The organism is bacterium, assembly GCA_024742285.1.
Classification (GTDB): Bacteria; Myxococcota_A; UBA9160; order UBA9160; family UBA4427; genus UBA4427.
In genome coordinates, this window is sequence record JANSYR010000019.1 from 78,831 (window position 1) to 104,346 (window position 25,516).

A 25,516-nucleotide genomic window follows, 5' to 3' on the forward strand; every position below is an offset into this window, starting at 1 on the left:
CCTCGGGAGCGTCCGCGAGGCGCTCTGCGTCGCCTCGGGGTTTCCTCCGATCCGGGGGCCATTCGATTCGGGGCAGGCGCCTGCGGATCCGGGGACTTGGGTCTCAGGTTGCTCGGAGGATCGGTCGATGCTGTGGCCATGCAGACTCGACCCAGGGTCGGAGAGATCCTCGTCTCCGCCGGCATCATCGACGAACTCCAGCTCGACGCAGCGCTCGGCGAGCAGAAGCGCTGGGGGCGCCGGCTCGGCGTGACCCTGATCAAGATGGGGATGGTCGAAGAGGGCCATCTGATTCGTGCGCTCGCGAAGCAGCTCGACCTGCCGGTCGCGAGCCTCGCCGGCAAGCGCATCCCCGAGGACGTGATCGCGCTCGTGCCCGGACGGATGGCGTCGGAGCACGGCGTGATCCCGCTCTTCACGAAGGACGGCGGCCGCAACGGCCAGCTCTATCTCGGCATGGAAGATCCCTCCAATCTGGCCGTCCTCGACGATCTCGCTTTCCGCACGGGCATGGAGATCCATCCCGTGATGGTCGGGCCCACCGAGCTCGGCGAGGCGATCGACCGCTACTACCACGCACGCAATGGCGGCGCGCCGCAGCAGGATCCCTTCAAGACGGGCGAACCGATGAATCCAGGCAGCCTGCGCGTCGTGACCGACGACTCGCCGCAGCCGGGCACCGCACCCGCGGAGCCCTCCATCGAACGCGAGGTCAAGGCTGCCGCCAGCGGCTATCCGATGCCCGCTCTCACTCCACCGATCGAGCTGAACGACGCGGTCGAGCCCGCCCCGTCGGCCGCCACGGAGACGTGGGCGATGCCCGAGGACCCGACCGCGGACCTGGCGCGCATCGACGAAGCCCTCGAGGCGCTGCGAAGCGACGTGACCCGCGTGAGCGACGAGGTCGCCGGCGTGCGGGAGAACGTGACGGGCGTGCAGGGGCGCGTCGAGACGGTCCAGAGCACGGTCACGAACGTGCAGTCGGACGTGCTCCGGATTCGCGACGAGGTCGCGGGCGAGCAGTCCGACCGGGAAGACCCCGGTCCGGTCCGGAACGACGTGGCGCGGCTGCAGGAAGACGTCTCGAAGCTCGGCGACGCGCTGGCCGTTCTACGCGGGGAGTTCGAACGTCTCTCGCAGGACCTTGGCTCCGAGCCGGCTGGCACGACCGCGGCGACCGAAATGGCGGCGCGGGCCAGCGAGGAGACGGAGCGAACGCGGATCGTCGCCAAGGCGATCACGACGCTGCTGGTCGAGAAGGGCGTGCTCGGTCTGGACGCGCTTCAGGCCCAGATCTCGCTCCTCAAGGCGGCCGCCGAGGCCGACGACACGGGCGGCGATCTCGAGCCCCTCGACGACTGAGCGACGCGACCCCGCGTCGCGCGCGAGAACCCCGCACGCTTGACTTTCCACGGGCCGCAGGTCACTCTGCGCGCCCTTCACCCCGACCCGGCGCGTCCCGCGCCGATGCGAGAGTCCCATGCGCCTCGAATACGGCTTCCAACTCCAGGAATGCGAGATTCCCCGTTTCGCCGTCGAGGCGGTCGAGGGAATCGGCAAGCTCTTCACCCTCGCGACCCTCGTGCTGAACGTGCTCGCGACCAAGGAGCAGGTCGAGATCGTCTTCCACGGTCTGAACCCCGAGGATCCCGAGAAGAAGATCCAGGCGTTCAAGGAGATCGCCCAGTCGGCGCCGACGGTCTCGGGGCTCGCCTACGAGCCCGGCCAGCGGGGCAGCGTCCCGGGCTCCTCGAGCTACTACCAGTGGCTCACGGTGAGCAGGGGCTAGGTGTCCCCCGCCTGGGGGCGCTCGGCAGTCAGGCGTCCCACTCGCCGCGGTAGCGGTGGCGCCGGGCGAGACTCTTCGTATGGATCTCCCTCGCGATCTCGTCGAGAGGACGGTCGAAGGGGAGTCGCGCGTGGTAGCGCGCGAGGGCGCCGCGGCGCGTCTCTGCGTCGAAGGCCTCGTCTGCGAGGGAGGCGTTCAGCTGGACCAGCGCGCGCAGGCGTGCGGATTCCGGCAGGCGTACGGGACCGACGAGGTCCTCGAGGTCGACCCACCAGAAGCGGGGCGTCTCCCGGCCTTCCCGGGCGACGCGGATGTTTCCGCCCTTGGCGTCGCGATGCCCCAGACCGATCGCGTGTTGCTCGGCGAGCCAGTCCATCAGCGAGAGCGCAAGGTGACGCGCTTCCTCGGGCGAGGCGGGGCGGTGGGTGTCGAGATCGAACTCGCCCACCTGTTCGAGGAGCAGCACGCTCTCGGGCACGCGCCCGAGCGCGCGACGCTCGAGGAAGGCGAGGGTGCGCGCGGCACGGTCGGAGATCAGGTGGTCGCGCTCGCTGCGATGGAAGGCGCGGCGCGCGGGGGAGCCGCGCAGACGATCCGCCAGGGCCCGTCGTCCGCTTCCGGCGAGGACGCGTTTCCGGATCCAGGTCGAGGGATCGGAGGCCCCCTTCGCGTCGATCTCTTCGACCGTGACGCGGCCGTCGCGTCGCGGCGCCTCGCGTCGGCGCACCGGCGCCTCGAGCAGCGCTTCGCGCAGTACGCCTGCGTCGAGATCCGCGGTGGCGAGGCCTTCCCGGCCCGGCGCGGCGGATAGACGCTGCCAGTCCGCGCCGGGGCGGTGGTGCCGTCGCGCACGCCCCCGCGCGTGGTCCGCCAGAAAGCGACGTCGCGCCTCGTCGAGTCGGTCCTCGCCGCCCAGGGCGAGACGCAGGGCCTCCCTCGCTGGCGGCCCGCCCGCGTCGCGCTCGACGGAGTAGAGGAGCCGCGCCCGGTCGGCGTCGCGTGCGCGCGGGGAGGTCGTGCGTCGCGCGCGCCCGAGATCGAGGAGGTGGACCGCGTCGCCGGTGGCCCGAAGGTTGCCCAGGTGGAGATCGCCGTGGACGAAGCCCGCTTCATGGAGCCGCCGGACGGTCGCGGCCAACGAAGCGAGGAGCGCACGGCCCTCTTCGGGCGAAGCCCGCCGCAGACGATCGAGGAGCGGGGCCTCGCCCACCGGGCGCATCGCGACCACCCGATCCCCCGACGGCGTGCGTCCGAGGGCCAACGGCGGCGGAACCGGAAGTCCGGCGGCTTCGAGCGCGACGAGCGTCCGCCATTCCCGGGTGTCGGCCGTCCGACCGAGGAGGCGGTCGCGCAGGCGACGCAGGGCCGGGCGGCGGGGGGCGTACCACTTGAGCACGATCGGGGCGTCCCCGGGCTGGGTGTCGCGCCAGGCCTCGACCCAGCGATGGGGCCCGGTGTGGAGCCGTTCGGGCGCGGCGCCGCTCGACCGCAATCGATTGATCTCGAGAAAGGCGGCGCGATCTCCGGCGATCCAGCGAATCGTTTCGCCGCGGCTCATCGTCCGGCCCGCGCTCGTCGTTCGACGATCGACGCATACTCGTCGCGCAACGCGCGCACGTGCGACGACCAGTCGAGGGTCGCGGCGCGGGCCTGCATGGCCTTTCCGCGGCGCACGCGTTCGTGCACGTCGACGAGCTTGCCGAGGTGTGCGGCGAGACCCTCGGCATCGTCGGCCCGATCCAGCACGAGGAGCGCGTCCCCGAGCCATTCCCCCGCCCCGTTCGACGTCGTCGTGACGATCGGGCGGGCGGCGGCGGCGGCTTCGAGGGTCGCGTTCGCGAAGGGGTCGTAGCGGGTCGGGAGGACGACGGCGTCGGCCGCAGCATAGACCGCGGGCATGTCGCTGCGTCGTCCCAGGAAGTGCGCGCGGCCGGCGACGCCCAGCGCGCGGGCGCGCGCCCGCCAGCGGTCCGGCCGGTCGCTGCCTGCGACCCACAGGTGCTCCTCCTTCGGCCGGGCGGCGAGGGCGCGGAGGGCGGTGTCGAGGCCCTTGCGATGCCAACCCGATGCGGGCAGGAGCCAGACCCGGGCGTCGCCGGGCGCGTACGCCGCGCGGAGGGCGCGGGCGGGCGCGGCCTGGGCCTCGGGGTCGAAGGCGGCCGCGTCGACGGCGTTGGGAAGGAGCAGGATCCGCTCCGGGCCGACCCGGTGCTCGCGCTCGAGGACGTCCGCGACCAGCCGCGAGGCGCACTGGATCCGCTGGTCACTCCGCTCGAAGACGTCGCGCTCGATCGCGAAGCGGATCCGATAGCGAGGCGAGAGGGTTCGGAGCACGCGTCCTGCACCGGCGTGGGTCCGGCGCAGCCAGTCGCGGTGGCTGCCGCCGCCGGCGCGGAAGAGATCCTGGGTGCGGGTATGCGAGAAGCCGTGGACGACATCGAAGTCGCCGCGGGCGAGGCGCTGCGCGACCTGGCGCGAGAACGTCGAGATCCGGATCGGCTGCCAGGCGCGCGGCGCCCGGATCCGTTCGGTCTCGACACCGGCCTGCGCATCGATCTCCCGGGCGAGGACGGTGACGTCTTCCCCGTGCCGCGCGAGTGTGTGCGCGACCTGCCAGGCCACGTTCTCGACTCCCCCGGCGCCGGGCAGGAAACGTTCGATCACGAGTGCGATGCGCACGGCAGATTCCTCGGCGGGGACCGGCGAAGGTATCGGTCCGTCGCGACGCCGGCGAACGTCCGTCGCTGCCCGGGCGAACCGGCGCAGGGCCGCGGTGTCCCTGCCTGGGACGGGGATGCCGTGGCGCGCGGAGCGGGCATTCGCGAACATTTCGGGCCGACCGACGGACCGTCCGCGGTCCGGGCGAAAGCGCGCCGCAGCCGTGTGCCGGAACGACCCACCCGAAGAAGCGGAACCCCCATCCCGATGCCTCGAAGAGAAGGAAGTCCGTCGAGCGCGGAACCCCTCGACGCGACGTCGCCCACCGTGGGCGAACCGGGGATGCCCCGGCGTGCCGGGAGCGCGCGGCGGAAACAGGCCAGGGGGAAGCGCTCGAGCGGCGAGAGGCGCGGGACGAGCGCCGAGAAGCGGAAGCTGATCCTGGACACGGCGATCCAGGTCTTCGCCGAGAAGGGTTACCCCGACACGCGGATCTCGGACATCGCGAAGCGCGCCGAGATCGCCTATGGCCTCGTCTACCACTACTTCAAGAACAAGGAAGAGATCCTCGACACGATCTTCATGGAGCGCTGGGGCGAGTTCATCGCCAGCGTCCGTGCGATCGCCGGGGACGACGGCCCCGTCGAGGACAAGCTCCGCTCGATCGCCGAGGTGATCCTCTCGGCCCATCGGAGTCGCCCCGAGTGGGTGAAGATCCTGATCTTCGAGATCCGGCGCAGCCAGCGCATGCTCGACCGCGAGCGGATGGAGGGGATCGCCGAGCTCTTCGAGGCGATCGCCGGCATCCTCCGGGACGGCCAGGCGCGCGGAGAGCTGCGGCGTGACCTCGATCCCGAGGTGGCCTGCTACATCTTCGTCGGCGGCCTCGACACGGTCGTGACCAGCCGATTTCTCGCGCTCATGCCCTCCGACGGGGCGACGCCGGAGGCCGAGGGCGCCCACCATACCCACTACGTCCAGCTCGCCCACACGGTGGTCGAGCTCTTCGTGCGGGGCATGGCGAGGCCGGCGGGTTCGAGCTGAACGACGGGATCGTGACGGACGATCGGGACGAGGGGGGAACCATTGTCTTCATCGAACAGATCTGGGACTGCGGACGCCGCGACGGCTGCGAGTGCAGCGAACGGCGGCGCCGGTACGAGTCCGGCGATCCGCGTCGCCGGACTCGCGAAGCGCTATGGCGACTTCGAGGCGGTGCGCGGTCTCGACTTCGAGGTGGCGCCCGGTGAAGTCGTCGGCTTCCTCGGGCCGAACGGTGCAGGCAAGACCACGACCATGCGGATGTTGACCGGCTTCCTGCCGGCGACCGACGGCGATGTCGTGATCGCGGGCCACGACATCTTCCGGGAGGCCACGCCGGCGCGACGCGCGATCGGCTACCTGCCCGAGACGCCGCCGCTCTATCCGGAGATGACGCCGGCGAGCTACGTGACCTTCGTGGCGAAGATCAAGGACGTGCCGCGGGGCGAGCGCGCGGCGCGGGTCGAGCAGGCCCTCGAGCGGTGCGGCCTCCTCGAGGTGCGCGACCGGGAGATCCGCCAGCTCTCGAAGGGCTATCGCCAGCGCGTGGGCCTCGCCCAGGCGATCGTGCACGAGCCCGCGGTCCTCGTCCTCGACGAACCGACGGTCGGGCTCGACCCGATCCAGATCCGCGAGATCCGGGCGCTGATCCGGGATCTCGCCGCGACCGGGGGGCAGACGGTGCTCCTCTCGACGCACATCCTGGCGGAGGTCGAGGCGATCTGTCAGCGCGTGGTCCTGATCGATCGCGGTCGCAAGGTCCTCGATCGGCCGATCGCCGAGCTGACGGCCGACGGCGGGTCGCTGGAAGAGGTCTTCACGAGGGTGTTGACGCGCGACGTGGCGGAAGAGACCGGGGAGGCCGCCTAGCATGCATACCTTCACGATCGCGGGGCGCGAGCTCCGCGCGCTCTTCGTCTCACCGGTCGCCTACGTGGTGCTCACGCTCTGGAGCGTGATCGCCGGGACCTTCTTCCTGGCGAGCCTGATCGGCTTCCAGGAGCGGATGATCCAGCTCCAGCAGTTCCAGATGATCCAGCAGATCGAGGAGACCAACCTGAACGATCAGTTGATCGAACCCTTCATCGGCTCGATGTGGGTGATCCTGCTCTTCCTGCTCCCGGCCGTCACGATGGGCCTCGTCTCGAGCGAGAAGGCGAACGGGACCGAAGAGCTGCTGCTCACGAGCCCGATCTCGATCTGGGACATCGTCCTCGGGAAGTTCCTCGCCGGCTCGGGCTTCGTCTTCGTGATGGCGGCGATCATCGCGTTCTTCCCCTCGCTGCTCTTCGTGTACGGCGAGCCGGAGCTCGGGAAGACGGTTTCCGGTCTCGTCTGCCTGCTCCTCGTCAGCATGACCTACGTCGCCGTCGGGGTATTCGCGTCCTCGGTCACGCGCAGTCAGCTGATCGCCTTCGTGCTGACGCTCGTGCTGCTCGTGATGCTCGGGCTGATGCTGCCCTTCCTGGTCGACATCACCCTGGCCGGGAGCGGGGTGGGGCGCGACTCGGCGATCTCGCAGGTCGTGCAGTGGATCGCGACCGGGAGCCACGTCGACCGCATGCTGCGGGGGCTGGTCGACACGGCGGACCTCGCCTACTTCGCGATCGCGAGCGCGGTGTTCCTGCTGCTCTCGAAGACCGTGATCGAATCCGCGAGGTGGCGCTAGATGACGGGCGTGGCCGCACTCCTCGCCGGTCTCGGCGTCGTCGCCATCGCGTTCGGGATCCTGTCCGCGCTGTTGGCCCTCCTCCAACCCTTCACCGACCCGCTCTGGATCGCGGCGAACCTCGTCCTGGGGATCGTGCTTCTCGGCGCGGCGGTGTTCATGAGCCTCGACTCGCTCCGGGAGCGCCTCCGATCGGGCGGCGGGCGTCGCGCGGGCAAGTACGGCACGTCGGCGGTCGTCGGGACCGCGCTCGGGATCGTGATCCTGGGCTTCCTGGGCTTTCTGTCGAGTCGCTACCACCACCGCTTCGACGTGAGCGAGGCCGGCGTGCACACGCTGTCGGCTCAGACGACGGAGCTCCTGGCGTCGCTCGAGGAGGACGTCACGATGACGGGCTTCTTCAGCGAGCTGCAATCGCCGGACGCGGCGGCGCTCCTCGATCGTTATGCCTTCGCATCGGAGCGGGTCTCGATCCGCTACGTCGATCCGAACGACGATCCGCTCCTGGTCGAGGAGCTCGGTCTCGACACCGAGGCGCTCTCCCGCGGCGTGATCCACATCGCCCTCGCCTCCGGGGCGCACACGAGTCTCTCCGAGTTCAGCGCCGCGAATTTCGAGCCCGACGTGACGAACGCGCTGGTCAAGCTCGTGAAGAGCACGGGCAAGAAGGTCTACTTCCTGGTCGGCCACAACGAGCGGCCGATCGCGGGGGAGGCCGAAGGGGGAGCCTTCGCCGCGGCCGCCGAGAGCTACGGCCGGGCGGCGGCCGCGCTCACGAACGAGACCTATGCGGTCGAGTCGCTGCTGCTCACGTCCCTCGAAACCGTTCCGGACGATGCGTCCGCCGTCGTGATCGCCGGGCCGACGCGTCCCTACCTGCCTCACGAGATCGAAGCCCTCGACGCCTACGTCGCTCGAGGCGGTGGCCTCTTCGTGGCGATCGATCCCCGGGCCCAGACGAACCTCTACGAGCTCACGGCAGGCTGGGGGGTCGAGTTCGGCGACGACGCGATCATCGACCGCCAGGCCGCGCTCTTCGGTCAGGCGACCAGTCCGATCACCGACGACTACGCCCCGGCGCACCCGATCACCGAGCCCTTCGCCGAGCCCACGCTCTTCCCGATGGTTCGGAGCCTCGCGCTCGCCGAGGACGCTTCCGGGCTCGACGTGTTGATTCGGACCGGCGAGGCGTCCTGGGCGGAACGCAGTCTCGACGCATCGCGGGAGACGGGACGGGTCGAGTACGACGAGCTCGACGTGCTCGGGCCCGTGGCGATCGCGGTCGCCGGGACGCCCGGCGGCGGGGCGGCGGGCGCCCACGATCCACACGGCGGTTCGGCGCCGCCGACCTCCGGCCGCGTCGTCGTCCTCGGCGACTCGGACTTCGCGTCGAACCAATACATCGACACGCTCCGGAACAAGGACCTCTTTCTCAACGCGATCAACTGGCTGGCGGGCGAAGCGGCCGCGATCACCGTGCGCCCCAACGTTTCGCGGGCTTCGAGCTTCCAGATGTCCCAGGACGAGTTCCGGCGGATCCAGTTCCTTTCGCTCTTCGTCCTGCCGGAGGCGATCGCCGTCGTCGGGGTGCTGGCCTGGTGGTTCCGGCGCAAGGCCGGAGGCGCGGCGTGAGTCCGCGAACGACCGGAATCCTCGCGGTCGTCGCCCTCGCGCTCGGCCTCTTCGTCTGGTTCCACGAGATCGAGGGGGAGGCGGAGCGCCGGGCCGTCGCGGACGAAGCGAACAAGGTCTGGAGCGGTCTCGCCCCTGGAGACGTCGACGCGATCGAGATGACGACCCTCGACGGGGTCGAGGCTCGCTTCGAGCGCCGGGAGGGGCGCTGGTGGCTGGTCGCGCCGGTCCTGGCGCGCGCCGACGCGACCGCCCTCGATGCGATCACGAACGCGCTCACGAACCTGCCGAAGGAAGGCGACGTGTCCGGAGACCGGGATCCCGTCGACTTCGATCTGGGGATCGATCCGTCGGCGCCGGGCTCGGCGCGGCGACTCGTGCGCTTCGAGATCGCGGGCGAGACACGAGGGCTTCGCGTCGGACGGACGACGCCGGTCGGGGGGCACCGCTACGTGGCGCGCCTCGCCGACGACGCGGTCGCCTATGTCGAGAGCTTCCGGGTCAATGCCTTCGAGCGGAACCTCGCGGACCTGCGCGATCGCGACGTGTTCACCTTCGCGAGCGACGACGTCGAGCGGGTCGGGGTCGCGCCGGGCAGCGACGGACGCGAGGTCGTGCTCGCGCGCGATGCCTCGGGCGCGTGGCAGCTGGTCGCTCCTTTCGAGGCGAAGGCCGACGAGGAGGCCGTCCGCGAGCTCGTCTCGAACCTGACCCACCTGCGCGCGCGGGACTTCGTCGACGACCCCGCCGCGATCGATCCAGCGCTCCGGGCGCAGACGGCCCTCCGCCTCTCCTGGCGACTGGCCGGTGAAGCCAGCGATCGCCGGGCGCGGATCGCGGGCTCGACCGCGGAGGGGCGCCTCTTCGAGTCCACCGACGGAACCTTCTTCCTGGTCGCCGAGGAGCGATTGGGTGAGTTCGCGTCGGAGGCGGATGCGTACCGCTTCAAGCGCCTCGCCGACTTCGATCTGGCGTCGGCCCGTCGCGTCGAGCTGCATTTCATGGAGGCCGCCGCGGATCGCTCGGAGACGCTCGACGTCGTGGCCGAGCTCCGGGAAACCGGGTGGGCGAGCGGCGACAGCCCCCTCGATCCGGACCGCATGACGCGTCTGATCCGCGAGCTCTCGAGTCTCGAGGCGACGTCGATCCTGGCGGACGAGGTGGGCGAAGCCGAACTCGAAGGGCTCGGCCTCGCGCCGCCGCGCGCGCGGCTCCGGATCGAAGGCGCGGCCGATCGCGCGGAACCGCTCGAGGTGCTCGCGGACCTGCGTTTCGGTCGCTTCGACGGGACACGCGGGCTCGTCGTCCAGCGCGCGGACCTCGGCACGGTCTTCGTGCTCGAGCCCGAGCTGGCCGAGGGTCTCCCGTACTCGGCGGACCACTACCGCTTCGCGTTCGAGACCCTCGGGAGTGAGGCGGAGGAGCCGCCGCCCGAGATCGATCCGCTCGAAGGGGTGCCGGGGCCCTGACCGGTCTCAGCCCGGCCGGACGATCCGTTCGAGCAGGGCTTCGTGGATCCGCCCGTTCGAGCTCGCGACCTCCCGTCCGCTCCGGTCCGGCGGTCCGCCGACGAAGTCCGTGACGCGCCCGCCGGCTTCTTCGAGGATCAGGTAGCCGGCCGCGACGTCCCACGGATGGAGCTTGAGCTCCCAGTACGCGTCCACCCGACCGGCCGCGACGTAGCAGAGGTCGAGGGCGGCGCTCCCGTCGCGGCGGATGCCCCGGGCGCTCTTCACGACGTTGCGGAAGCTCTCGAGATTGTCGTCGTCGCTCCGGTGGACGTCGTAGGCGAAGCCTGTGGCGACGAGGGCGCGCCCCCATTCCTCCTCCCGGGAAACCGTGAGCCGGCGATCCCGCAGCCAGGCCCCATCGCCCTTCGCCGCCTCGAAGCGCTCGTCGAGCAGCGGATCGTAGACGATGCCGACCGCTCGCTCGTACTCACCGTCCGCGGTTCGGCGTTCGATCCCGATCGAGACGCAGAAGCGCGGAAAGCCGTGGGCGAAGTTCGTGGTGCCGTCGAGGGGGTCGATGATCCAGCGGAAGGGGGCGTCGCGGTCTTCGCCGTGGCCCTCCTCGGCGAGGATCGCGTCGTCGGGTCGGGCGCCTTCGATCCCCGAGACGATCAGCTGCTCGCAGGCGCGATCGACTTCGGTCACGAGGTCGATCGATGCGCTCTTCGTGTCGATCGTGAGGCCCGTCTCGTAGCGGTCACGCTGGATCGCCCCCGCGCGTTCGGCGAGATCGCGGGCGATGGCGAGGATCGGGGCGAGGGCGTCGTCGGACGCGGCGAGCGGCATACGGAGCTCCGTTCGATGGGGCGGTGAGTGCGGTGTGCCGGTCTGGCTCAGTCGGCGTCCGGGAGGCGGTAGAAGCGGCGCGCGTTGTTCGTGGTGTGCGCGGCCACGGTCTCGACGGGGACCTCGTGCACGCGGGCGAGGGTCTCGCCGACGACGGCGACCCAGGCGGGCTCGTTCCTTCGACCGCGATGGCCCTGGGGCGCCAGGAAGGGCGCGTCCGTCTCGACCATCAGGCGTTCGAGGGGAACACCCGCGGCGGTGGCGCGCAGGTCATGGCTGTTCTTGAACGTCACGATCCCGGAGAACGAGACGTAGAAGCCGTGGTCCATCGCCCGCTGCGCGAAGTCGAGGTTTCCCGAATAGCAGTGGAGGACGCCTTCGAGCGCGTCCTGACCCTCGGCGATCCAGATCTCGAGGAGCTCCTCGTAGGCGTTCGGCTCGTCCCCGCGCACGTGGATCGAGACCGGCACCCCCAGCTCCTTCGCGAGCGCGACCTGCTCGGCGAAGACCGCCCGTTGGATCTCCCGCGGCGAGTTCATGTAGTGGTAGTCGAGGCCGCATTCTCCGAGAGCGACGACGCGGGGGTGGTCGAGCCAGGCACGAATCGCCGCGCGGTTCTCGTCGTCGAGCTCCGCGGCCTCGTGGGGATGGACGCCGACCGTGGCCCAGATCCGGTCGTCGGTCTCGGCGAGGGCGATCGCCTCGGCATTGCCGGCGATGCCGTAGCCCGAGCCGATCGAGACGATCTCGTCCACGCCCCCCGCGAACGTGCGCGCGAGCACCTCCGCGCGGTCTTCGTCGAAGCGGTTCGCAGTCACGTGGCAATGGCTGTCGAGCCACATCGTTCGGATTCCTCTCGCGGGGGCGTTACGGGGTCGGAGGACACTCGCCGAGCGCCCGCGGGCGATGGATCGGCCGAGCGCCCGCAGGCGAATGATCAGCCGGTTGCGTCGCGCAGGCCGAGCAGGAGTCGTTCGGCCACCATCTGAGGATTCGCGTTGCGCTGGATCAGGTCGCGCCGGAGCTGCTGGACGCTCCGGTAGGCATCGAGGGCCCGCACGCCGGGCGTCTCGCCCCGCTCGACGCGGGCCTTCACGTCCTGGCGAAGCCACTCGGCGGACACGTCGATCAGCTCGGTGACGCCCTCCGCGGCCACGGCCCGGGCGCCGCGGTAGCCCTCCGCGAAATCGAGGACCTCGCCGATGCTCCGGCCGCGCAGACCGTCGAGCATGGACACGATCTCGAATACGTCTTCTTCGGCGTCGGGGCCGCGCAGGACGCGGTTCTCGTCGGTCGGGAAGCGGATCCGCACGCTGCGCGACCGGATCGTCGCGATGATCGCGGAGGCGCGACTGGCGACGAGGAGGACGCTCGTGTTCTCCGGCGGCTCCTCGGTCAGGCGGAGGAGGGCGTTCTGGGCCTGCGGATTCAGCCACTCGGCGCCGTCGATGATCGCCACTCGGCGCCCGCCCTCGTTCGCGCCGAGGCGGAGCGCGTTCTGAATGTCGCGGATCTGGCCGATCGTGATCCGGGTGTCGTCGGGGCCCCGCTCCACGTAGAGCAGATCGGGATGGTCGCCGAGGTGGCGGTGGGTGGGACCGCGCTTGCCCTTGCCGTCGAGGACGATCGGCTCCGTCTCGTCGTCCTGACGGGAGCGCTGGCAGGCGCTGCACTGCTCGCAGGGGCGGCCGTCGATCGGGTCCAGGCAGACGAGGGCTCGGGCGAACGCCTGGGCCAGGACTCCGGGAAGCGTGCCGGTCCCGGTCAAGAGATAGGACGAGTGGACTCGGCCGTTCTCCACCGAACGACGGAGGATTTCCGCCGGATCATTCTCCCCGTGGGCCATGCCTTCCATCGCGCCTCAGTCTAGCGGGCCCCTCTCATGCGCGTCACGGCCGTGCAGAGCCCCCCGCAACCGCAGGGCGCCCCGCGATTTTTTCGCGGGATTGCACTCAAGATGCCGCTTGCCTGCGTCGATAACGCGGGTGTCAGGCGATTTACGGAGGCACCCCAGCGATGGCAATCAGCGGATTCGGGAAAGGCAAGGAAGGCACGACGACGACCAGCACGAGCACCAGCTCGGCGCCGGCGGCCGGAGGCCTGGGCAACCTGACCGCCTTCATCGACCAGGGCTCCGAGTTCGAGGGCAAGCTGTCCTTCAAGGACACGGTCCGCATCGACGGCACCTTCAGCGGCGAGATCTCCAGCGACAACACGCTGATCGTCGGTGAGTCGGGTCAGATCCACGCGACGATCCACTCGGTCTGCGTCGTGATCAGCGGCCTCGTCGAAGGAAACATCATCGCCAGCGAGCAGATCTTCCTGCACAAGTCGGCGGTCGTGAACGGCGACCTCGAGAGCCCGATCGTGATCATGGAAGAGGGCGCCCAGCTGAACGGCAACGTGAAGATGGGCAAGGCGGCCGGGAGCGCGAGCAAGAGCCCGCCGCCCGCCGCGACGAACGACGGCGCCAAGAACGGCGACGGATCGTCGAACTAGCGAATTCAGTCGCGTCCAGAGGACGCGCGCAGTGAGCAAGGGGGGCCGGCCCCGTCTTTCGCGTACAGCACGCGGGGGGCGGGGCCACTCTCTTTCAGGGGCGCCGTGTGCCACCTGACCGGCGGCGTCGTGTGCCGCCTGACCGGCGCGGAGCGCCTGGCGTCGACGGTCAGTACGCGTCGACGGCGACCACGGTCTGGACGCCGCTGAACGCCTTCTTGAGCGGCTCCTCGATCCCGACCCTGAGCGTCGCGAGTCGGGCAGGGCACTCGATGCAGGCCCCCTGGAGTGCGATGCGCACGGTCCCGTCGCGCTCGACGGAGAGGAGCTCGACGTTCCCGCCGTCGGCCACGATCGCCGGACGAACCCGATCGAGCCAGGCCTCGACGGCCTCCCTCGCCGGCGGCGGAGTATCCCAGGCAGCGCTCATGAAGCTCCCATCGGCGCCCCGAGGACCCGGCTGGAGCCCCGACGATCGACGCGGCGGGAGAGCGGCACGACGCGTGTCCCGTCCCGGATCCAGAGGCGCCTCGGATGCGAGCCGAGCGGAGCGCTGGCAGGCGGGCGCCTAGAACGTCACCCGCTGCTGGAGGCCGCCGTCGGCGGTCCAGATCTCGAGGTCGCCTTCGCTGAGCCAGGCGATCTCGGCCGCGCCGTCTTCGTCGACGTCGACCGTCGCGACGAGGTCGAGGGCCGCGTCCGGGAGGACTGCGCCCTCCTGCCAGTCGATCGAGATGGGCGCGTCGGCCGCGCCGCCTTCGGCGAAGCCGATGACGAGGGTCCCGTTCGCCGCGCGGGTCAGGAGGTCGTCGCGTCCGTTGCCGTCGAGATCCGCGATCGCGAGGAGCGTCGTTCCGGCAGGCTGTCCGCTGTCGGCCGCGAGGCTCGGTGCGGCGAGGCTCGCGCTCGAGAGCGTCAGGCCACGATCGCCGTCGACCCAGAGGAGTTCGGCGACGCCGTCGCCGTCGAAGTCACCGTGGCCGGCGAGTCGCATGTCGGCATGCGCGCGGGCCGGCGGTTGGGTCTCGTCGTTCGCGCCGCTCACGATCCAGACGTCGCCGGTCGCCGTATCTTCCACGAGCCAGTCGCCGAAGCCGTCGCCGTCGAAGTCCGCAAGCCCGACGAAGCGCTCGGTCGCGTTCAGTCGCAGACCTTCGGCGAGCGTCGCGGGCAGGTCGGTCGCATCGAGGAAGTCCTCGCCATCGGACACGAAGAGCTGGCCAGCCGGGTCCTGCCAGACGAGCTCGCGGAGATCGTCCGCGTCGGCACGGCCCGTACCCGCGAGCGAGACGCCCGCAGCGATCTCGTGGTCGACGTGGGCCTGCAGCCAGTCCCGGGCCTCGGTCGAGAGACCGGCCTCGGGCAGGCGGGCATCGCCGCCGAGGAGCAGCGCGCGAAGCGAATGGGCGAGTCGGGTCAGCGCGTCCGCGTCCTCTTCGTCCGAGGCCTCGGTCGAGATCGTGTCGTCGACGTCCGCCGCCGGGTCGTTCGGACCCTCGCTCGAGGCGATCGGCGCTTCGTCGGCGACGGGCGCTTCCTCGGGCAGCATCGGCGCCGGTGCCGCGACGCCCTGCGGCGCGGCCTGCGCGACGACGGCCTCGGCCGAAGCCTGGAAGATCATCGGGGGCGAGGGCGGCGAGTTGTCGCTCATCTCGCCGTTCGGGCTGATCGCGACGACCGTGACCCGGACCTGGTCGCCGGGGCTGCCGACGATGTCCGCGCTCGGCGTCATGGCGATCGTGGAGAAGGAGTAGGCCGAGCCGTTGCGCGACTCGAAGACCAGATAGTTGTCGACCGGGCCTTCCGAAGGCGCCCACGCGAGCGTCGCGACGGTCTGCCCGGGCGCCAGGAAGACGGGATCGACGGCCACGACTGCGTCGGTGGGTGCGGTCGTGCCGCCCCCGCCGCCGCCTCCGCCGGTCGCGCCGCAGCCCGCGAGGACGCTCAGCGCGACCGCCAGGACCCCGAATCGCACGAGCCGGGCACACACACTCCGTCGGCTGCGTGCGGCGGCAGCGGACGTGTGATCGAGCGCCTCGGAGCGCGCGGAGTGTGAGCGACGAACGTGCACGGTCCCCCCATTCAGGCCGGCCAATTCGGATGGATCCGATGATTCAGATACGCTGATGGATCTGGAATCCGATCCGAGTGGATTCTGGGATCTGACCCGGGGGGTGTTGGTTCCGCCGGGCCGATCTCTGTTTCAGTGAGTTTCGGAGAGCGCCGGGGTTGTCGATGTGACGTTGATCACAACAACTGGGCGCATCGTCAATTTCTCGACATCGGGATGGAAAACACCCATCTCGGGCTGGGGCGTTCCTCGATTTGAGGGGGGCGGAGCCCCGGGGTAGGCTCCGCCGCTCCATGAAGATCCACCTCCTCCTCTTCGGCTCCCTGCGCGAATCCATCGGGGAATCCCGGCTCGAGGTCGACCTGCCCGACGGCTCGACCCTGGCGGACCTCCGGAGCTGGCTCGCCGAGCGGAGTGAGCTCGTCGAGAAGCTGGGCGAGCGCCTCGCCGCCAGCATCAACATGGAGGTCGCGGACCTCTCGGACGCCCTCGAGGACGGCGACGAGGTCGCGTTCCTGCCGCCGGTGGCCGGGGGCGATGGCAGCGCCCGGCGCTGCACGATCTCCGAGACCGCCCTCGACGAGGCCGAAGTCGCCGCCCGGGTCGAGGGACCGGACGCGGGCGGTGTCGTCTCGTTCGTGGGGCGCGTCCGCGATCACGCCCGTGGTCACTCGATCGAGCATCTCGAGTACGAGGCCTACCCGGCCATGGCCGAACGCGAGATGGAGAAGATCGTCGACGAGGCGGCGGAGAAGTGGCCGGGTACGCGGGTGGCCATCGCGCATCGGGTCGGCAGGCTCGAGATCGGTGATGCGGCGGTCGTGGTCGTCGCGGCCTCGGCCCACCGCGGCGAGGCGTTCGATGCGTGCCGATTCGCGATCGACACGCTCAAGGTCACGGTCCCGATCTGGAAGCGCGAGGTCGCGACGGACGGTGCCTACTGGGTCGACGATCACGCCTAGGCGAGACCCCGCCCCCTGGCGAGGGCGCCTAACATCACTTCCGGGAGTCCGTCTTGAGCGAGGAATCGGGCCACAAGCCCTCCCACCACGAGCACCACCATCGCACCGCCGCGCCGGAGAAGGTCCCGACTGCGATCGTGACCGTCAGCGATACGCGCACCCTCGATACCGACACCGGCGGCGCGCTCGTCGAGACCCTGCTCGGCGAGGCGGGGCAACCGGTCGCCGGGCGGCAGATCGTGAAGGACGAGCCGGACGCCATCGCCGCCGCCCTCGAGGCGGCGCTCGCGGACGAGGCCTGTCGCGCCGTGATCTTCACCGGCGGGACCGGCGTCGCCCCCCGCGATGTCACGCCGGACACGATCGAGCCGCATCTGGAGCGGATCGTTCCGGGATTCGGAGAGCTCTTCCGGATGCTCTCCTACGAGGACATCGGCTCGGCGGCGATTCTCTCTCGCGCCCTCGCCGGCTTGAAGGGTGGGAAGGTCGTGTTCGTGATTCCGGGCTCTCGGGGGGCGGTGCGGCTCGCGATGGAGAAGCTGATCGTGCCGGAGCTCGGACATCTGGCTGGGGAAGCCGTCAAGACGCGCTGAGGGCGGGCCAGCGCATTCGCGCGGGACGACGGTGATCAAGCCCTCCCGTGTGGGGGCCGATGAGATCGGCATGTTTCGCTTCGTCCGCCCCTCGCCGCGCCTGCGGCAACGCGCGCGCAATCCGCGCGCTGCGTTTCTCGTCCTGGCGCTCGGCGTCGCTTCGACCGCCGTCCTGGCGGCTGACCCGTCCCGCGCCGAGATTCGCGTCTGGGTCGACGATCAGGGCGTCACCCATTTCAGCGACGACCCCGAGCGGGCCCCCGACGCCGCGACCTCCGTCGAGAGCGACACCGCGATCGAGACCCTGCGCTCGGTCTGGAACGACGGTCTCGTCGGGCCGCCGATCGAGGGCGGGCGCGAGTCGAGCTTCGGCGACGATCGCGTCGCACGCTTGCTGCGCGGCGCCGTCGAAGACCTGCGTCGGGGCGAAGTCGCACGCGCGGACTCGACGCTTCGCGGTGTCGTCCGGCTGGCGCCGGAACGGCCGGAGGCCCACTGGTATCTCTCGGGACTCGCCCGCGCGCGCGGACGCTTCTCGACCGCCGAGCACCATCTGCGCCGCTTCCTCGATACGGCGGGTCCGAAGCTCGAGTCGTGGCGCGTCCGCGCGCGGCAACGCCTGGCGGCGATCGAGGACGAGCGGCGGCTCGCGGATCCCGAGGCCCTCGACGGGCCCCTCGAGCTCGAGACGATCCGCGGCGACCATTTCCGCCTGCAGCTCGATGCGCGACTCGGCGACGTCTCCCGAGACTACGCGGCCGAGGTCATGGGCTATCTCCGCGAGGCCCGGGCGGACGTCTCGCGCTCGATCGGCGTCGAGCCCCTCGAGCCGCTCGGGGTCGTGCTCTACGGCCGCGCCGCCTACGTGCGCGCCCACGCCCATCGCTTCTCGTTCCAGACGATCGGCTTCTTCGACGGTCGGATCCACGTCGCGTCGCCGGCGCATCCGACCGAGTCGCTGCGCGGTGTCCTCTTCCACGAATACACCCACGCGGTCTTCCGTGACGTGACCGGTGGCGATCGCCCCTACTGGCTGAACGAGGGACTCGCCGAGCAGATCGAGCGTGCGTCCCGTGGACGGGCCGTCTCGACGCGCAGCGAGCGCGCGGCGCTGCGCGCGAACGTCGAGATGGGGGCCTGGATTCCGCTCGCTTCGATCGCCGACAGCTTCGCCGGGCTCGACGACGACGGGGCGCGGAACGCCTACCTGCAGTCGGTCGTGACCGTGGGCTACATCCACGACAACACGAGCGTCGAGCAGCGTCGGCGTCTGCTGGAGCGGATCGGCGACGGGTTCTCCGTCGACCAGGCGCTCCACGAGGTGATGGGCGTCGACACCGCGGGCATCGACGCGGCCGTGCGAGCGGAGATCCGCCGCGAGTTCCCGGAGTGGACCCTGCCGGCGGACGTGCCCGCGAATCCCTGATCGCGTCTAGCTCGACGTCGCGGTGCGCTCGAAGCGCACGCGATCCCCGACCCGCCAGCCGCTTGCCCGGCTGTATCCCGCCGGGACCTCGAGGACCGCATCGGCGGCCTCACTCGGCCGGACGGTCGGGCCGTTGCCGCCGGGCTCGAAGGGGACGCTGTCGTGCACGTCCACGATCCGGCCGTCGCGGATCCAGACGATGTCGATCGAGAAGCGCATGCCCTTCATCCAGAACGACGGCATCACTGCACGCGGGTACGGGAAATACATGCCGGTGTCCCACGCGAGGGAATCGCGATAGCCGAGGCCGCGTTGCTGCTTCTCGGGCGTGTCGGCGACCTCGACCGCGACCTCGCTCGTCCCGATCCGGACCCAGGCCTCGGGCTCGTCCGCCGTGATGCCTTCGAGGCTCGCGGGGCACCCCGCAAGGAAGAAGGCCGCGAGGATCGCGAAGACGACGACGAAGCGATGCCGGAGAGGGGGGAGGGCGACGGTCCCGCGGCGACGAGCGGGGCTCACGAGCCGCCCCCCGGCGCGTAGTACTCGAAGTCGACCAGGTTCTCTTCCATGTAGGCACGCAGCCGCTTCACGAGCTTCGCCTCGAGCTGGCGCACGCGCTCCCGGGAGACGGCGAACTCCTCGCCGAGGTCGGCGAGCGTGCGGGGCTCCTCGGCGAGGATGCGCTCGTCGAGGATCTGACGGTCGCGGTCCTCGAGCCCCTCGGCGAACTCGGCGATCGTGTCGAGGAAGACTCTGCGGAGCTCGTTCGCTCCGACGGTGGCCTCGCTGCTGACGCCCGGCGCGGCCATGCGGTCGCCGAAGGTCATGCCGTCGCTCTCGTCGCTGCGGACCGGCGCGTCGAAGGATACGTCGGGACGCGAGAGCCGCGCCTCCATGTCGATCACGTCGTCCTCGGAGACGTCGAGCCGCTCCGCGAGCAGGCGCGGCTCGACCTCGTAGCCCTGCCGTTCGAGCTCGCGCTTCTCCTTGTTCAGGCGGAAGAAGAGCTTGCGCGAGGCACGTGTCGTCCCGAGCCGGACGCTCCGCATGTTGTCGAGGATGTACTTCAGGATATAGGCGCGAATCCAGTAGACCGCGTAGGACGAGAGCTTGACGCCCTGGTAGGGGTCGAAGCGCTGGACCGCCTCCATCAGCCCGACGTTGCCCTCCTGGATCAGGTCGAGGGTGTTCGTCCAGGCCCGCCGGTACTCCATCGAGATCTTCACGACGAGGCGGAGATTCGCGAGGACGAGCTGCTTGGCGGCGTCGACGTCGCCGTCCTCGACCCACTTGACCGCGAGCGCGTGCTCCTCCTCGCGCGAGATCGGCGCGTGGTGCCGCAGCTGGGACATGTAGGCGGTGAGGGCGCTGGCCTGGGAGACCCCGGGCGCCTTCGGATCCGCCGGGATCGGCAGGCTCGGCGTCGGGCCGTCCGAGGGATCGGAGGAGTCGGAGGTGTCGGTATCACCGTCCTCTGCGTCGACCGAAACGGCGGAGACCACGATCGTGTCCGCGTCGTCGTCGGCCTGCTCCCGCGCGAGGGCCTCGATCTCGATCGCTTCGGCCTCGATCACCGCGTCCGGACTCACGTCGGACGTCTCCGCCTCTTCGGGGTCGGCGGGCTCGATTTCGGGTTCGACGGGGCGAGGGGACATGACTTGGTTGCCGTCCACCTTAGCAGAGGGCGGAGGCCGCCCGGACGGGCGGAAGCGGGCAGGTCGGGGCGCGCGGCCCTAGCGTGCGGCCAGGGACCGGATGAACGCCACGAGATCCGCGAGGTCGTCGTCGCTCAGACCCTTGGTCGGCCCCATCATCTGGGAGCCTCCGAACACGAGGGCGCCGCGCACGATCACGTTCCGCAGATCGCGGTCGGTTCCAGTCTTGCCGTCCTTGTCGGTGTCGAGCTTGAACGTGCTCGGGTCGCTCCAGTCGCCGGGCGACTTGCCGATCTGCTCGAGGGTCAGCCCGACGGGGCCGTCGCCCCGACCCTTCGGGCCGTGGCACTTCGCGCAGTCCGCCTTCTCGTAGACGCGTTTCCCGCGTGCGGCGCTCGCCGCCGGCGCACTGCCTGCGAGCAGCATCGCGACGGAGACCACGGTGGCGAGCGTGAGCAGTCCGGTCAGACGGTTCGACATCGGCTTCACCAGGGCTTCCCTTCGCGATCGATCGGGTCGATCGGCTTTCTTCGCGTTCCGCACTGAGGGTTCGTGGAGGGGCGACCGGTTCCGCGTCGGGAGCGGCTCCCCTCGTCCTCGGTCCCCAAAATAGCGAAACGCGCGGCGACCCGAGCAGGGCACACCGCGCGCTTCGAATTCGAGGCTCGCGAGGCGGCTCCATCGCGGAGCACGCCCCTGTTCGCGCTCTACTCCTTGAGGGAGCGGATGAACGCGATCAGGTTCGCGACGTCGTCGTCCGAGAGGGTCGGGTTCGGGGCCATCAGCGGGTTGCCGCCGTAGGGCGCGGCGCCGTTCTTGATGACGTCCGCGAGGTCCGCGTCGGTCCCGACCTCACCATCCTTGTTCGTATCGAACTTGAACTCGCCGATCGTGAAGTCGCGCGGGGCCGGCTGTCCGGCGGCAGCGAGCGCCTTGCCGGTCGGGCCGTCGCCCTTGCCGCCCTCACCGTGGCAGGAAACGCAAACGCCGAAGTTCGCCTTGCCCGCGGCGGCGTCGCCGGCGAACGAAACGCCGGGAAGGACGAGGGCAGCGAGCAGGATCGCGGTCGAGAGGATTCGAGTCATGGGTTTCTCCTGTTGGATCGATCCCGGTCCTGGGCGCCGAAGCGCCGGTCGGATCCGGGTCGGACCGATCTCGTCGATCGGTGTTGAAATCGTGTGGGGCAGTGTCCGTCGGACGAGCGCTCGGCAGCGGGGGAGGCGGGGGTGGCCGAGGGCATGCTTCGCCCGGGACGTCGTGCGGCAGAGGATCGGTCCCGAAGTGGTCAGCGTCTAGGGGTGCAACGGAAGGTTGCGTTCGATTCCGCCCGTTCGGCGCGCGCACCCTGCGCGCTCGTCCTCCCAATGCGGCGTCGAACGGGTTCGACACATCGGTCGGCGAGGCGGTGCCCTCGCATGATCGGGAGAATCTCCCAGTCGTCTCCGGGTGTCTGTGGCAGGACGCCGCGTTCCTTCCGAAACGCGGAACCTACTCCGCCCGGCCGCGCACCCACTCGGTCAGCATGCGTACGCCCACGCCCGTTCCGCCCCCGATGTGGAGCGGCGTCTGCGTGTTCGTCATGCCGGAGCCCGCGATGTCGAGATGGACCCAGGGCGTGTCGCCGACGAAGCCCTGAAGGAACGCCCCGGCGGTGGAGACGCCTCCGGTCGGGCCCCCCGAGTTCTTCCAGTCCGCGACCTTCGAGCGCATCGCCTTCGTGTGCGCGTCGAGCAGCGGCATCGGCCACACCGTCTCGCCGACCACGTCGCCCGCTGCCTGCAGCTCCGCGAGCACGTCGTCGTCGTTGCCGAGACCCGCGGTCGCGTGCGGCCCGAAGGCCATCATCGCGGCGCCGGTCAGGGTGGCGATGTCGATCATCGCATCGGGCTCGTAGCGCTTCACCGCGAGATCGAGCGCGTCCGCCATCACGAGGCGGCCTTCCGCGTCGGTGTTCACGATCTCGATCGTCTGGCCCGAGGCCGACTCGATGATGTCGCTGGGGCGATAGGCGAGATGGCTCGGCATGTTCTCGGCGGCGGCGAGGATCCCGACGACGTGGATCGGGAGGTCCAGGAGGGCGATCGCCTTCATCGCGCCGAATACGGAGGCGGCCCCGGACATGTCGTGCTTCATCTCGAGCATGCCGGCGGCGGTCTTGAGCGAGAGCCCGCCGGAATCGAACGTGATGCCCTTGCCGATCATCGCGATCGTGCCCTTGCGCTTCCGGGCCGCCGTCGCGCCGTGCTCGAGCACGATCATGCGCGGCGGACGGAGGCTGCCCTGACCGACCGCGAGGATCGCGCCCATCCCGCGCTTCTCCATCTCGGCGACGTTCATGACCGAGCACTTGAGGCCGACCGCGCGGGCCATCTTGCGCGCTTCGCGGGCCAGGGTCTCGGGGTAGAGCGCGTTCGGGGGCTCGTTCGAGAGGTCTCTTGCTTCGAGCTGGCATTCGGCGATCTGGACGGCGCGCTTCGTCGCCGCCCGGAGTCCGGCGAGGCTCTTCACCTTTCTCACGGTCACGATCCGCAGTCGCTTCGTCTCGGCCTTCTTCTTCCGACCGCCGTTCTTGTAGCGGTTGAAGGTGTAGCCCCCCAGAAGGGCGCCCTCGGCGATCAGGGGAACTGCGCCCTCCGGCGCGAGTCCTGCGCCGGGGGGAAGCACGAACGCCACGCGTCCATGTCCTTCGCGAATGGCCTCGCGGCCCACGCGACCTCCGAGCTCGCGGAGCCGGGCGTCGTCGATCCCGTCGCCGTCGCCGAGCCCGAGGAAGATCACGCGAACGAGATCGCCACCCTTCGGTCCGTAGATCGCGAGCCGATCACCGAGGCCCGCTTTGTAGTCGCCGCTCGCGATCGCATCCGAGAGGCGCCCGCCCATGCGTCGATCCAACGCCGACAGGCCCTGGGGCAGGGTGGTCGGCGGTTCGCCCCGGCGCGTGATCGGGATCACCACCGTGTCGGCCTTGACCTCGCCCGCGCTGCCGGCGTCGATCTGGATTCGCATGGTCATGGGTTCGCTTCTCCCCTAATTTTCGCGGCACCGTGGTGCTCGGCTCGGTGTCCTTCGGACCTGTCTGCGGGCCATCCAGAACGGTAGCCGCTGGAGGCGGCTCCGAACGCGAAGCGTTCGGAGCGAATTCCAGGGCCACTCAGCGCAACTCACGGCAATTAGGGGGGTCTCGCCATGAGTTTCGACCTGATCGACCTGATTCTTCAGGCCGGTCTGATCGTCAAGCTCGTCCTGCTCGTTCTGTTCGTCTTCTCCCTGACCTCGCTCACGATCATCGCCGTGAAGTGGTGGGAGCTTCGCGCCGCGGATCAGGATAGCGAGGCGTTTCTGGAGGTCTATCGGAAGGAGGGCTTCGCCGAGGCCTTCGATGCCGCGCGACACCTCGACCGGAGTCCGCTGGCGGTCGTGTTCCTGACGACGGGCAGCGAACTCCAGGACGCGCGCGAGCGAAACGCCGGCGATCGTTCCCGGGACAAGCTGGTCACGCAGCTCGAGCGTTCGATCGCGTGGAACGCGACGGCCCAGGTGCGTCGACTCGAGCGCGGCATGCCCTTCCTGGCGACGACGGGCAGCGCCACGCCGTTCATCGGCCTCTTCGGGACCGTCGTCGGCATCATCGCCGCGTTCCAGTCGATCGGCGTTGCCGGTCAGGCCTCCCTCGCGGTGGTCGGCCCCGGGATCGCCGAGGCGCTCGTCGCGACCGCGGTCGGCCTGCTCGCCGCGATCCCGGCAACGATCGCCTACAACGCCTTCGGCGGTCGGATCGACGGCCTGCTCGCGATGCTCGAGCGCTTCACGAACCAGTTCGAGGAAGACGTCGGGCGGGTCGTCCAGTCGACGACGCCGCGCGCCGCCGCGCCGGTCGCGGGACAGGACTGAGGCGGACCGATGGGGGTTCAGCTGTCCAGATCCGGCGGGCGGAGGGGAAACGGCGAGATCAACGTCACGCCCTTCGTCGACGTCGTGCTCGTGTTGCTGATCATCTTCATGGTCACGGCGCCGCTCATGCTCCAGGGCATGGACGTGAACCTGCCCGAGACGTCGACCCAGCCGATCCGGATGCCCAACGCGCCGCTCGTGTTGACGGTGACGAAAGAGGGCGAGTACTCCCTCGCGCGCAAGATCATCCCGATCGACGAGCTTCAGACGAAGCTCGAGGCCGTCTTCGACGCGCGAGGCTCGAAAGAGGTCTTCCTGCGCGCGGACGAAGCGGCACCCTATGGGATCGTCGTCGAGGCGATGGCCGCGGCACGTCGCGCCGGCGCGACCCGGCTCGGGATCGTGACCGAGGAAGAGCGTTGATCCGCGCGATCGGGGTCGAGCGTTGACGGCGGACTTCGCGGCCTGGCACGACGAGCATCTGCTCGATCATCGCCGTCGACTGCGCACGGCGATGTGCGTCTCCCTGGCGATCCACGGCCTGATGTTCGCCGTCTTCGCGGCCGCCCCGCCGGCGCCGGTGGTGGACGTCCCGAAGTACGTCGCGGTCGATCTGGTCGCCGCGCTCCCGTCCCGTCCGGCGCCTGCGCGCTCCCCCGCGCCGGCGCCAGCACAGCCGAAGCCGCCGCCTGCGGCGACCCCGGCCCCGGCCCCGGCCCCGGCCCCGGCCGCGCCGCCGCCGCCGCCCGTCGCCAAGGCGCCGGTCCAGGTCCTGCCGGAGGAGACGCCCGGGAAGATCCGCAAGGCGAAGCCCGAGCCCGAGCTCTCGAAGGCCACGCCCGAACCCAAGCCGCAGGAGAGGCCCGCGAGACGTCGCCGCGGTGAGCCCGCGGAGCAGGTCTCGCTCGAGGACCTGCTGGCCGAGGAAGGGCCGGACGAGGCGACGGCGATGCTCCGTCGCGAGGACGACGCGCCCGCGGAGGACGAGGGCTCGACGGGAACCGCGGGGCCTGGAATCAAGGTCTCCCCCGAGCAGCTCGCCTGGGACCGCGAGGTGATTTCCCGGGTCTCCGATCGCTTCGTCGACCTCGCTCGCTACCGCAACCGCGGGCTCGTCGTCCGCTTCAGGATCCGGGTCGGGCCGGGCGGGGAGCTCATCGGCAAGCCCGACCTCCTCTCGACTTCCGGTGACGTCGACTTCGATCGCAGCGCCCTCTCTGCCGTCCTGATCGCGGGTCCTTTTCCGCCGCCGCTCACGCCCGAGCCGCGGATCCTCTCTCTACGCCCCGAAGCCGTCGCGCGTTAGGCGTGGCGTGCCTCGAACGTGAGGTCT

General features: G+C 70.4%; 26 protein-coding genes. 14 read left to right on the forward strand and 12 right to left on the reverse strand.

Annotated elements, in window-relative coordinates; translation table 11 throughout:
* Positions 1–138 precede the first annotated feature (138 nt).
* Positions 139–1,362: a hypothetical protein gene (locus NXI30_25665; GenBank protein ID MCR9097620.1), complete on the forward strand. Its 1,224-nt coding sequence runs from the start codon at positions 139–141 to the stop codon at positions 1,360–1,362.
* Positions 1,363–1,480: 118 nt separating this feature from the next.
* Positions 1,481–1,789, forward strand: a complete 309-nt coding sequence (locus NXI30_25670; GenBank protein MCR9097621.1) for a hypothetical protein — start codon at positions 1,481–1,483, stop codon at positions 1,787–1,789.
* A gap of 28 nt (positions 1,790–1,817) precedes the next feature.
* Here NXI30_25670 and NXI30_25675 read toward each other — a convergent pair whose 3' ends face one another.
* Positions 1,818–3,347: a hypothetical protein gene (locus NXI30_25675; GenBank protein ID MCR9097622.1), complete on the reverse strand. Its 1,530-nt coding sequence runs from the start codon at positions 3,345–3,347 to the stop codon at positions 1,818–1,820.
* On the reverse strand, positions 3,344–4,468 hold the full coding sequence (locus NXI30_25680) for a glycosyltransferase family 4 protein (protein ID MCR9097623.1): 1,125 nt from the start codon (positions 4,466–4,468) through the stop codon (positions 3,344–3,346). The genes NXI30_25675 and NXI30_25680 overlap by 4 nt, the downstream gene beginning before the upstream one ends.
* Before the next feature lie 321 nt (positions 4,469–4,789).
* Here NXI30_25680 and NXI30_25685 point away from each other — a divergent pair, with 321 nt between their 5' ends.
* The 5 genes from NXI30_25685 to NXI30_25705 are packed head-to-tail and all read left to right on the forward strand — an operon-like array spanning position 4,790 to position 10,258.
* Complete coding sequence (locus NXI30_25685) at positions 4,790–5,491, forward strand: TetR/AcrR family transcriptional regulator (protein MCR9097624.1); 702 nt, start codon at positions 4,790–4,792, stop codon at positions 5,489–5,491.
* A gap of 42 nt (positions 5,492–5,533) precedes the next feature.
* Positions 5,534–6,358: an ABC transporter ATP-binding protein gene (locus NXI30_25690; GenBank protein MCR9097625.1), complete on the forward strand. Its 825-nt coding sequence runs from the start codon at positions 5,534–5,536 to the stop codon at positions 6,356–6,358.
* Position 6,359: 1 nt separating this feature from the next.
* Positions 6,360–7,157, forward strand: coding sequence for an ABC transporter permease (locus tag NXI30_25695; protein ID MCR9097626.1), 798 nt, complete (start codon positions 6,360–6,362; stop codon positions 7,155–7,157).
* Complete coding sequence (locus NXI30_25700; protein MCR9097627.1) at positions 7,158–8,789, forward strand: Gldg family protein; 1,632 nt, start codon at positions 7,158–7,160, stop codon at positions 8,787–8,789.
* Positions 8,786–10,258, forward strand: coding sequence for a DUF4340 domain-containing protein (locus tag NXI30_25705; protein ID MCR9097628.1), 1,473 nt, complete (start codon positions 8,786–8,788; stop codon positions 10,256–10,258). Before NXI30_25700 ends, NXI30_25705 begins: the two co-directional genes overlap by 4 nt.
* 6 nt (positions 10,259–10,264) lie before the next feature.
* On the opposite strand, the gene NXI30_25710 is transcribed toward NXI30_25705, so the two are convergent.
* The 3 genes from NXI30_25710 to NXI30_25720 all read right to left on the reverse strand — a co-directional run bounded on the left by NXI30_25710 (position 10,265) and on the right by NXI30_25720 (position 12,941).
* On the reverse strand, positions 10,265–11,086 hold the full coding sequence (locus NXI30_25710; GenBank protein ID MCR9097629.1) for an inositol monophosphatase: 822 nt from the start codon (positions 11,084–11,086) through the stop codon (positions 10,265–10,267).
* A 47-nt stretch (positions 11,087–11,133) separates the two neighbouring features.
* Positions 11,134–11,928 carry a TatD family hydrolase gene (locus NXI30_25715; protein ID MCR9097630.1) on the reverse strand — a complete coding sequence of 265 codons (795 nt, stop codon included), beginning with the start codon at positions 11,926–11,928 and terminating at the stop codon, positions 11,134–11,136.
* Positions 11,929–12,023: 95 nt separating this feature from the next.
* Entirely contained in the window at positions 12,024–12,941 is a 918-nt protein-coding gene (locus tag NXI30_25720) for a hypothetical protein (GenBank protein ID MCR9097631.1), read from the reverse strand.
* Positions 12,942–13,102: 161 nt separating this feature from the next.
* On the opposite strand from NXI30_25720, the gene NXI30_25725 reads away from it, so the two are divergent.
* Complete coding sequence (locus NXI30_25725) at positions 13,103–13,585, forward strand: polymer-forming cytoskeletal protein (GenBank protein MCR9097632.1); 483 nt, start codon at positions 13,103–13,105, stop codon at positions 13,583–13,585.
* Between the two features lie 169 nt (positions 13,586–13,754).
* Here NXI30_25725 and NXI30_25730 read toward each other — a convergent pair whose 3' ends face one another.
* Together NXI30_25730 and NXI30_25735 are read right to left on the reverse strand one after the other, a co-directional pair.
* Positions 13,755–14,015: a NifU family protein gene (locus tag NXI30_25730; GenBank protein MCR9097633.1), complete on the reverse strand. Its 261-nt coding sequence runs from the start codon at positions 14,013–14,015 to the stop codon at positions 13,755–13,757.
* 138 nt (positions 14,016–14,153) lie between these two features.
* Positions 14,154–15,560, reverse strand: coding sequence for a hypothetical protein (locus NXI30_25735; protein MCR9097634.1), 1,407 nt, complete (start codon positions 15,558–15,560; stop codon positions 14,154–14,156).
* Between the two features lie 389 nt (positions 15,561–15,949).
* Between NXI30_25735 and NXI30_25740 the strand changes: the two genes are divergently transcribed.
* From NXI30_25740 to NXI30_25750, 3 genes are all read left to right on the forward strand, one after another.
* Positions 15,950–16,618, forward strand: coding sequence for a molybdenum cofactor biosynthesis protein MoaE (locus NXI30_25740; GenBank protein ID MCR9097635.1), 669 nt, complete (start codon positions 15,950–15,952; stop codon positions 16,616–16,618).
* A 53-nt stretch (positions 16,619–16,671) separates the two neighbouring features.
* Positions 16,672–17,211 carry a molybdenum cofactor biosynthesis protein MoaB gene (locus NXI30_25745; GenBank protein ID MCR9097636.1) on the forward strand — a complete coding sequence of 180 codons (540 nt, stop codon included), beginning with the start codon at positions 16,672–16,674 and terminating at the stop codon, positions 17,209–17,211.
* 70 nt (positions 17,212–17,281) lie between these two features.
* Positions 17,282–18,637, forward strand: coding sequence for a peptidase MA family metallohydrolase (locus NXI30_25750; GenBank protein MCR9097637.1), 1,356 nt, complete (start codon positions 17,282–17,284; stop codon positions 18,635–18,637).
* 6 nt (positions 18,638–18,643) lie between these two features.
* Here NXI30_25750 and NXI30_25755 read toward each other — a convergent pair whose 3' ends face one another.
* From NXI30_25755 to NXI30_25775, 5 genes are all read right to left on the reverse strand, one after another.
* The gene (locus NXI30_25755; protein ID MCR9097638.1) at positions 18,644–19,156 is read right to left on the reverse strand and encodes a DUF192 domain-containing protein; all 513 of its coding nucleotides are present in this window, start codon (positions 19,154–19,156) and stop codon (positions 18,644–18,646) included.
* Positions 19,153–20,292: an RNA polymerase factor sigma-32 gene (locus tag NXI30_25760; protein ID MCR9097639.1), complete on the reverse strand. Its 1,140-nt coding sequence runs from the start codon at positions 20,290–20,292 to the stop codon at positions 19,153–19,155. Before NXI30_25760 ends, NXI30_25755 begins: the two co-directional genes overlap by 4 nt.
* Positions 20,293–20,370: 78 nt before the next feature.
* Complete coding sequence (locus NXI30_25765) at positions 20,371–20,772, reverse strand: cytochrome c (protein ID MCR9097640.1); 402 nt, start codon at positions 20,770–20,772, stop codon at positions 20,371–20,373.
* Between the two features lie 227 nt (positions 20,773–20,999).
* Positions 21,000–21,377: a cytochrome c gene (locus tag NXI30_25770; GenBank protein ID MCR9097641.1), complete on the reverse strand. Its 378-nt coding sequence runs from the start codon at positions 21,375–21,377 to the stop codon at positions 21,000–21,002.
* A 403-nt stretch (positions 21,378–21,780) separates the two neighbouring features.
* Positions 21,781–23,304, reverse strand: a complete 1,524-nt coding sequence (locus NXI30_25775; GenBank protein MCR9097642.1) for a leucyl aminopeptidase — start codon at positions 23,302–23,304, stop codon at positions 21,781–21,783.
* Between the two features lie 174 nt (positions 23,305–23,478).
* Between NXI30_25775 and NXI30_25780 the strand changes: the two genes are divergently transcribed.
* The 3 genes from NXI30_25780 to NXI30_25790 are packed head-to-tail and all read left to right on the forward strand — an operon-like array spanning position 23,479 to position 25,489.
* Positions 23,479–24,183 (forward strand): MotA/TolQ/ExbB proton channel family protein, encoded by a 705-nt coding sequence (locus NXI30_25780; protein MCR9097643.1) that lies wholly within the window; start codon positions 23,479–23,481, stop codon positions 24,181–24,183.
* A gap of 9 nt (positions 24,184–24,192) precedes the next feature.
* On the forward strand, positions 24,193–24,606 hold the full coding sequence (locus NXI30_25785) for a biopolymer transporter ExbD (GenBank protein ID MCR9097644.1): 414 nt from the start codon (positions 24,193–24,195) through the stop codon (positions 24,604–24,606).
* A gap of 22 nt (positions 24,607–24,628) precedes the next feature.
* A complete protein-coding gene (locus tag NXI30_25790; GenBank protein MCR9097645.1) occupies positions 24,629–25,489 on the forward strand; it encodes a cell envelope integrity protein TolA in 861 nt (286 codons plus the stop codon).
* Positions 25,490–25,516 lie beyond the last annotated feature (27 nt).

What these genes read in the sequence shown, in the direction of transcription:
- NXI30_25665 (MCR9097620.1), top strand. Translation starts at nt 139, where the DNA reads ATGCAGACTCGACCCAGGGTCGGAGAGATCCTCGTCTCCGCCGGCATC.
- NXI30_25670 (MCR9097621.1), top strand. Translation starts at nt 1,481, where the DNA reads ATGCGCCTCGAATACGGCTTCCAACTCCAGGAATGCGAGATTCCCCGT.
- NXI30_25675 (MCR9097622.1), bottom strand. Translation starts at nt 3,347, where the DNA reads ATGAGCCGCGGCGAAACGATTCGCTGGATCGCCGGAGATCGCGCCGCC.
- NXI30_25685 (MCR9097624.1), top strand. Translation starts at nt 4,790, where the DNA reads ATGCCCCGGCGTGCCGGGAGCGCGCGGCGGAAACAGGCCAGGGGGAAG.
- NXI30_25695 (MCR9097626.1), top strand. Translation starts at nt 6,360, where the DNA reads ATGCATACCTTCACGATCGCGGGGCGCGAGCTCCGCGCGCTCTTCGTC.
- NXI30_25700 (MCR9097627.1), top strand. Translation starts at nt 7,158, where the DNA reads ATGACGGGCGTGGCCGCACTCCTCGCCGGTCTCGGCGTCGTCGCCATC.
- NXI30_25710 (MCR9097629.1), bottom strand. Translation starts at nt 11,086, where the DNA reads ATGCCGCTCGCCGCGTCCGACGACGCCCTCGCCCCGATCCTCGCCATC.
- NXI30_25715 (MCR9097630.1), bottom strand. Translation starts at nt 11,928, where the DNA reads ATGTGGCTCGACAGCCATTGCCACGTGACTGCGAACCGCTTCGACGAA.
- NXI30_25720 (MCR9097631.1), bottom strand. Translation starts at nt 12,941, where the DNA reads ATGGAAGGCATGGCCCACGGGGAGAATGATCCGGCGGAAATCCTCCGT.
- NXI30_25725 (MCR9097632.1), top strand. Translation starts at nt 13,103, where the DNA reads ATGGCAATCAGCGGATTCGGGAAAGGCAAGGAAGGCACGACGACGACC.
- NXI30_25730 (MCR9097633.1), bottom strand. Translation starts at nt 14,015, where the DNA reads ATGAGCGCTGCCTGGGATACTCCGCCGCCGGCGAGGGAGGCCGTCGAG.
- NXI30_25740 (MCR9097635.1), top strand. Translation starts at nt 15,950, where the DNA reads ATGAAGATCCACCTCCTCCTCTTCGGCTCCCTGCGCGAATCCATCGGG.
- NXI30_25750 (MCR9097637.1), top strand. Translation starts at nt 17,282, where the DNA reads ATGTTTCGCTTCGTCCGCCCCTCGCCGCGCCTGCGGCAACGCGCGCGC.
- NXI30_25760 (MCR9097639.1), bottom strand. Translation starts at nt 20,292, where the DNA reads ATGTCCCCTCGCCCCGTCGAACCCGAAATCGAGCCCGCCGACCCCGAA.
- NXI30_25765 (MCR9097640.1), bottom strand. Translation starts at nt 20,772, where the DNA reads ATGTCGAACCGTCTGACCGGACTGCTCACGCTCGCCACCGTGGTCTCC.
- NXI30_25770 (MCR9097641.1), bottom strand. Translation starts at nt 21,377, where the DNA reads ATGACTCGAATCCTCTCGACCGCGATCCTGCTCGCTGCCCTCGTCCTT.
- NXI30_25775 (MCR9097642.1), bottom strand. Translation starts at nt 23,304, where the DNA reads ATGACCATGCGAATCCAGATCGACGCCGGCAGCGCGGGCGAGGTCAAG.
- NXI30_25780 (MCR9097643.1), top strand. Translation starts at nt 23,479, where the DNA reads ATGAGTTTCGACCTGATCGACCTGATTCTTCAGGCCGGTCTGATCGTC.
- NXI30_25785 (MCR9097644.1), top strand. Translation starts at nt 24,193, where the DNA reads ATGGGGGTTCAGCTGTCCAGATCCGGCGGGCGGAGGGGAAACGGCGAG.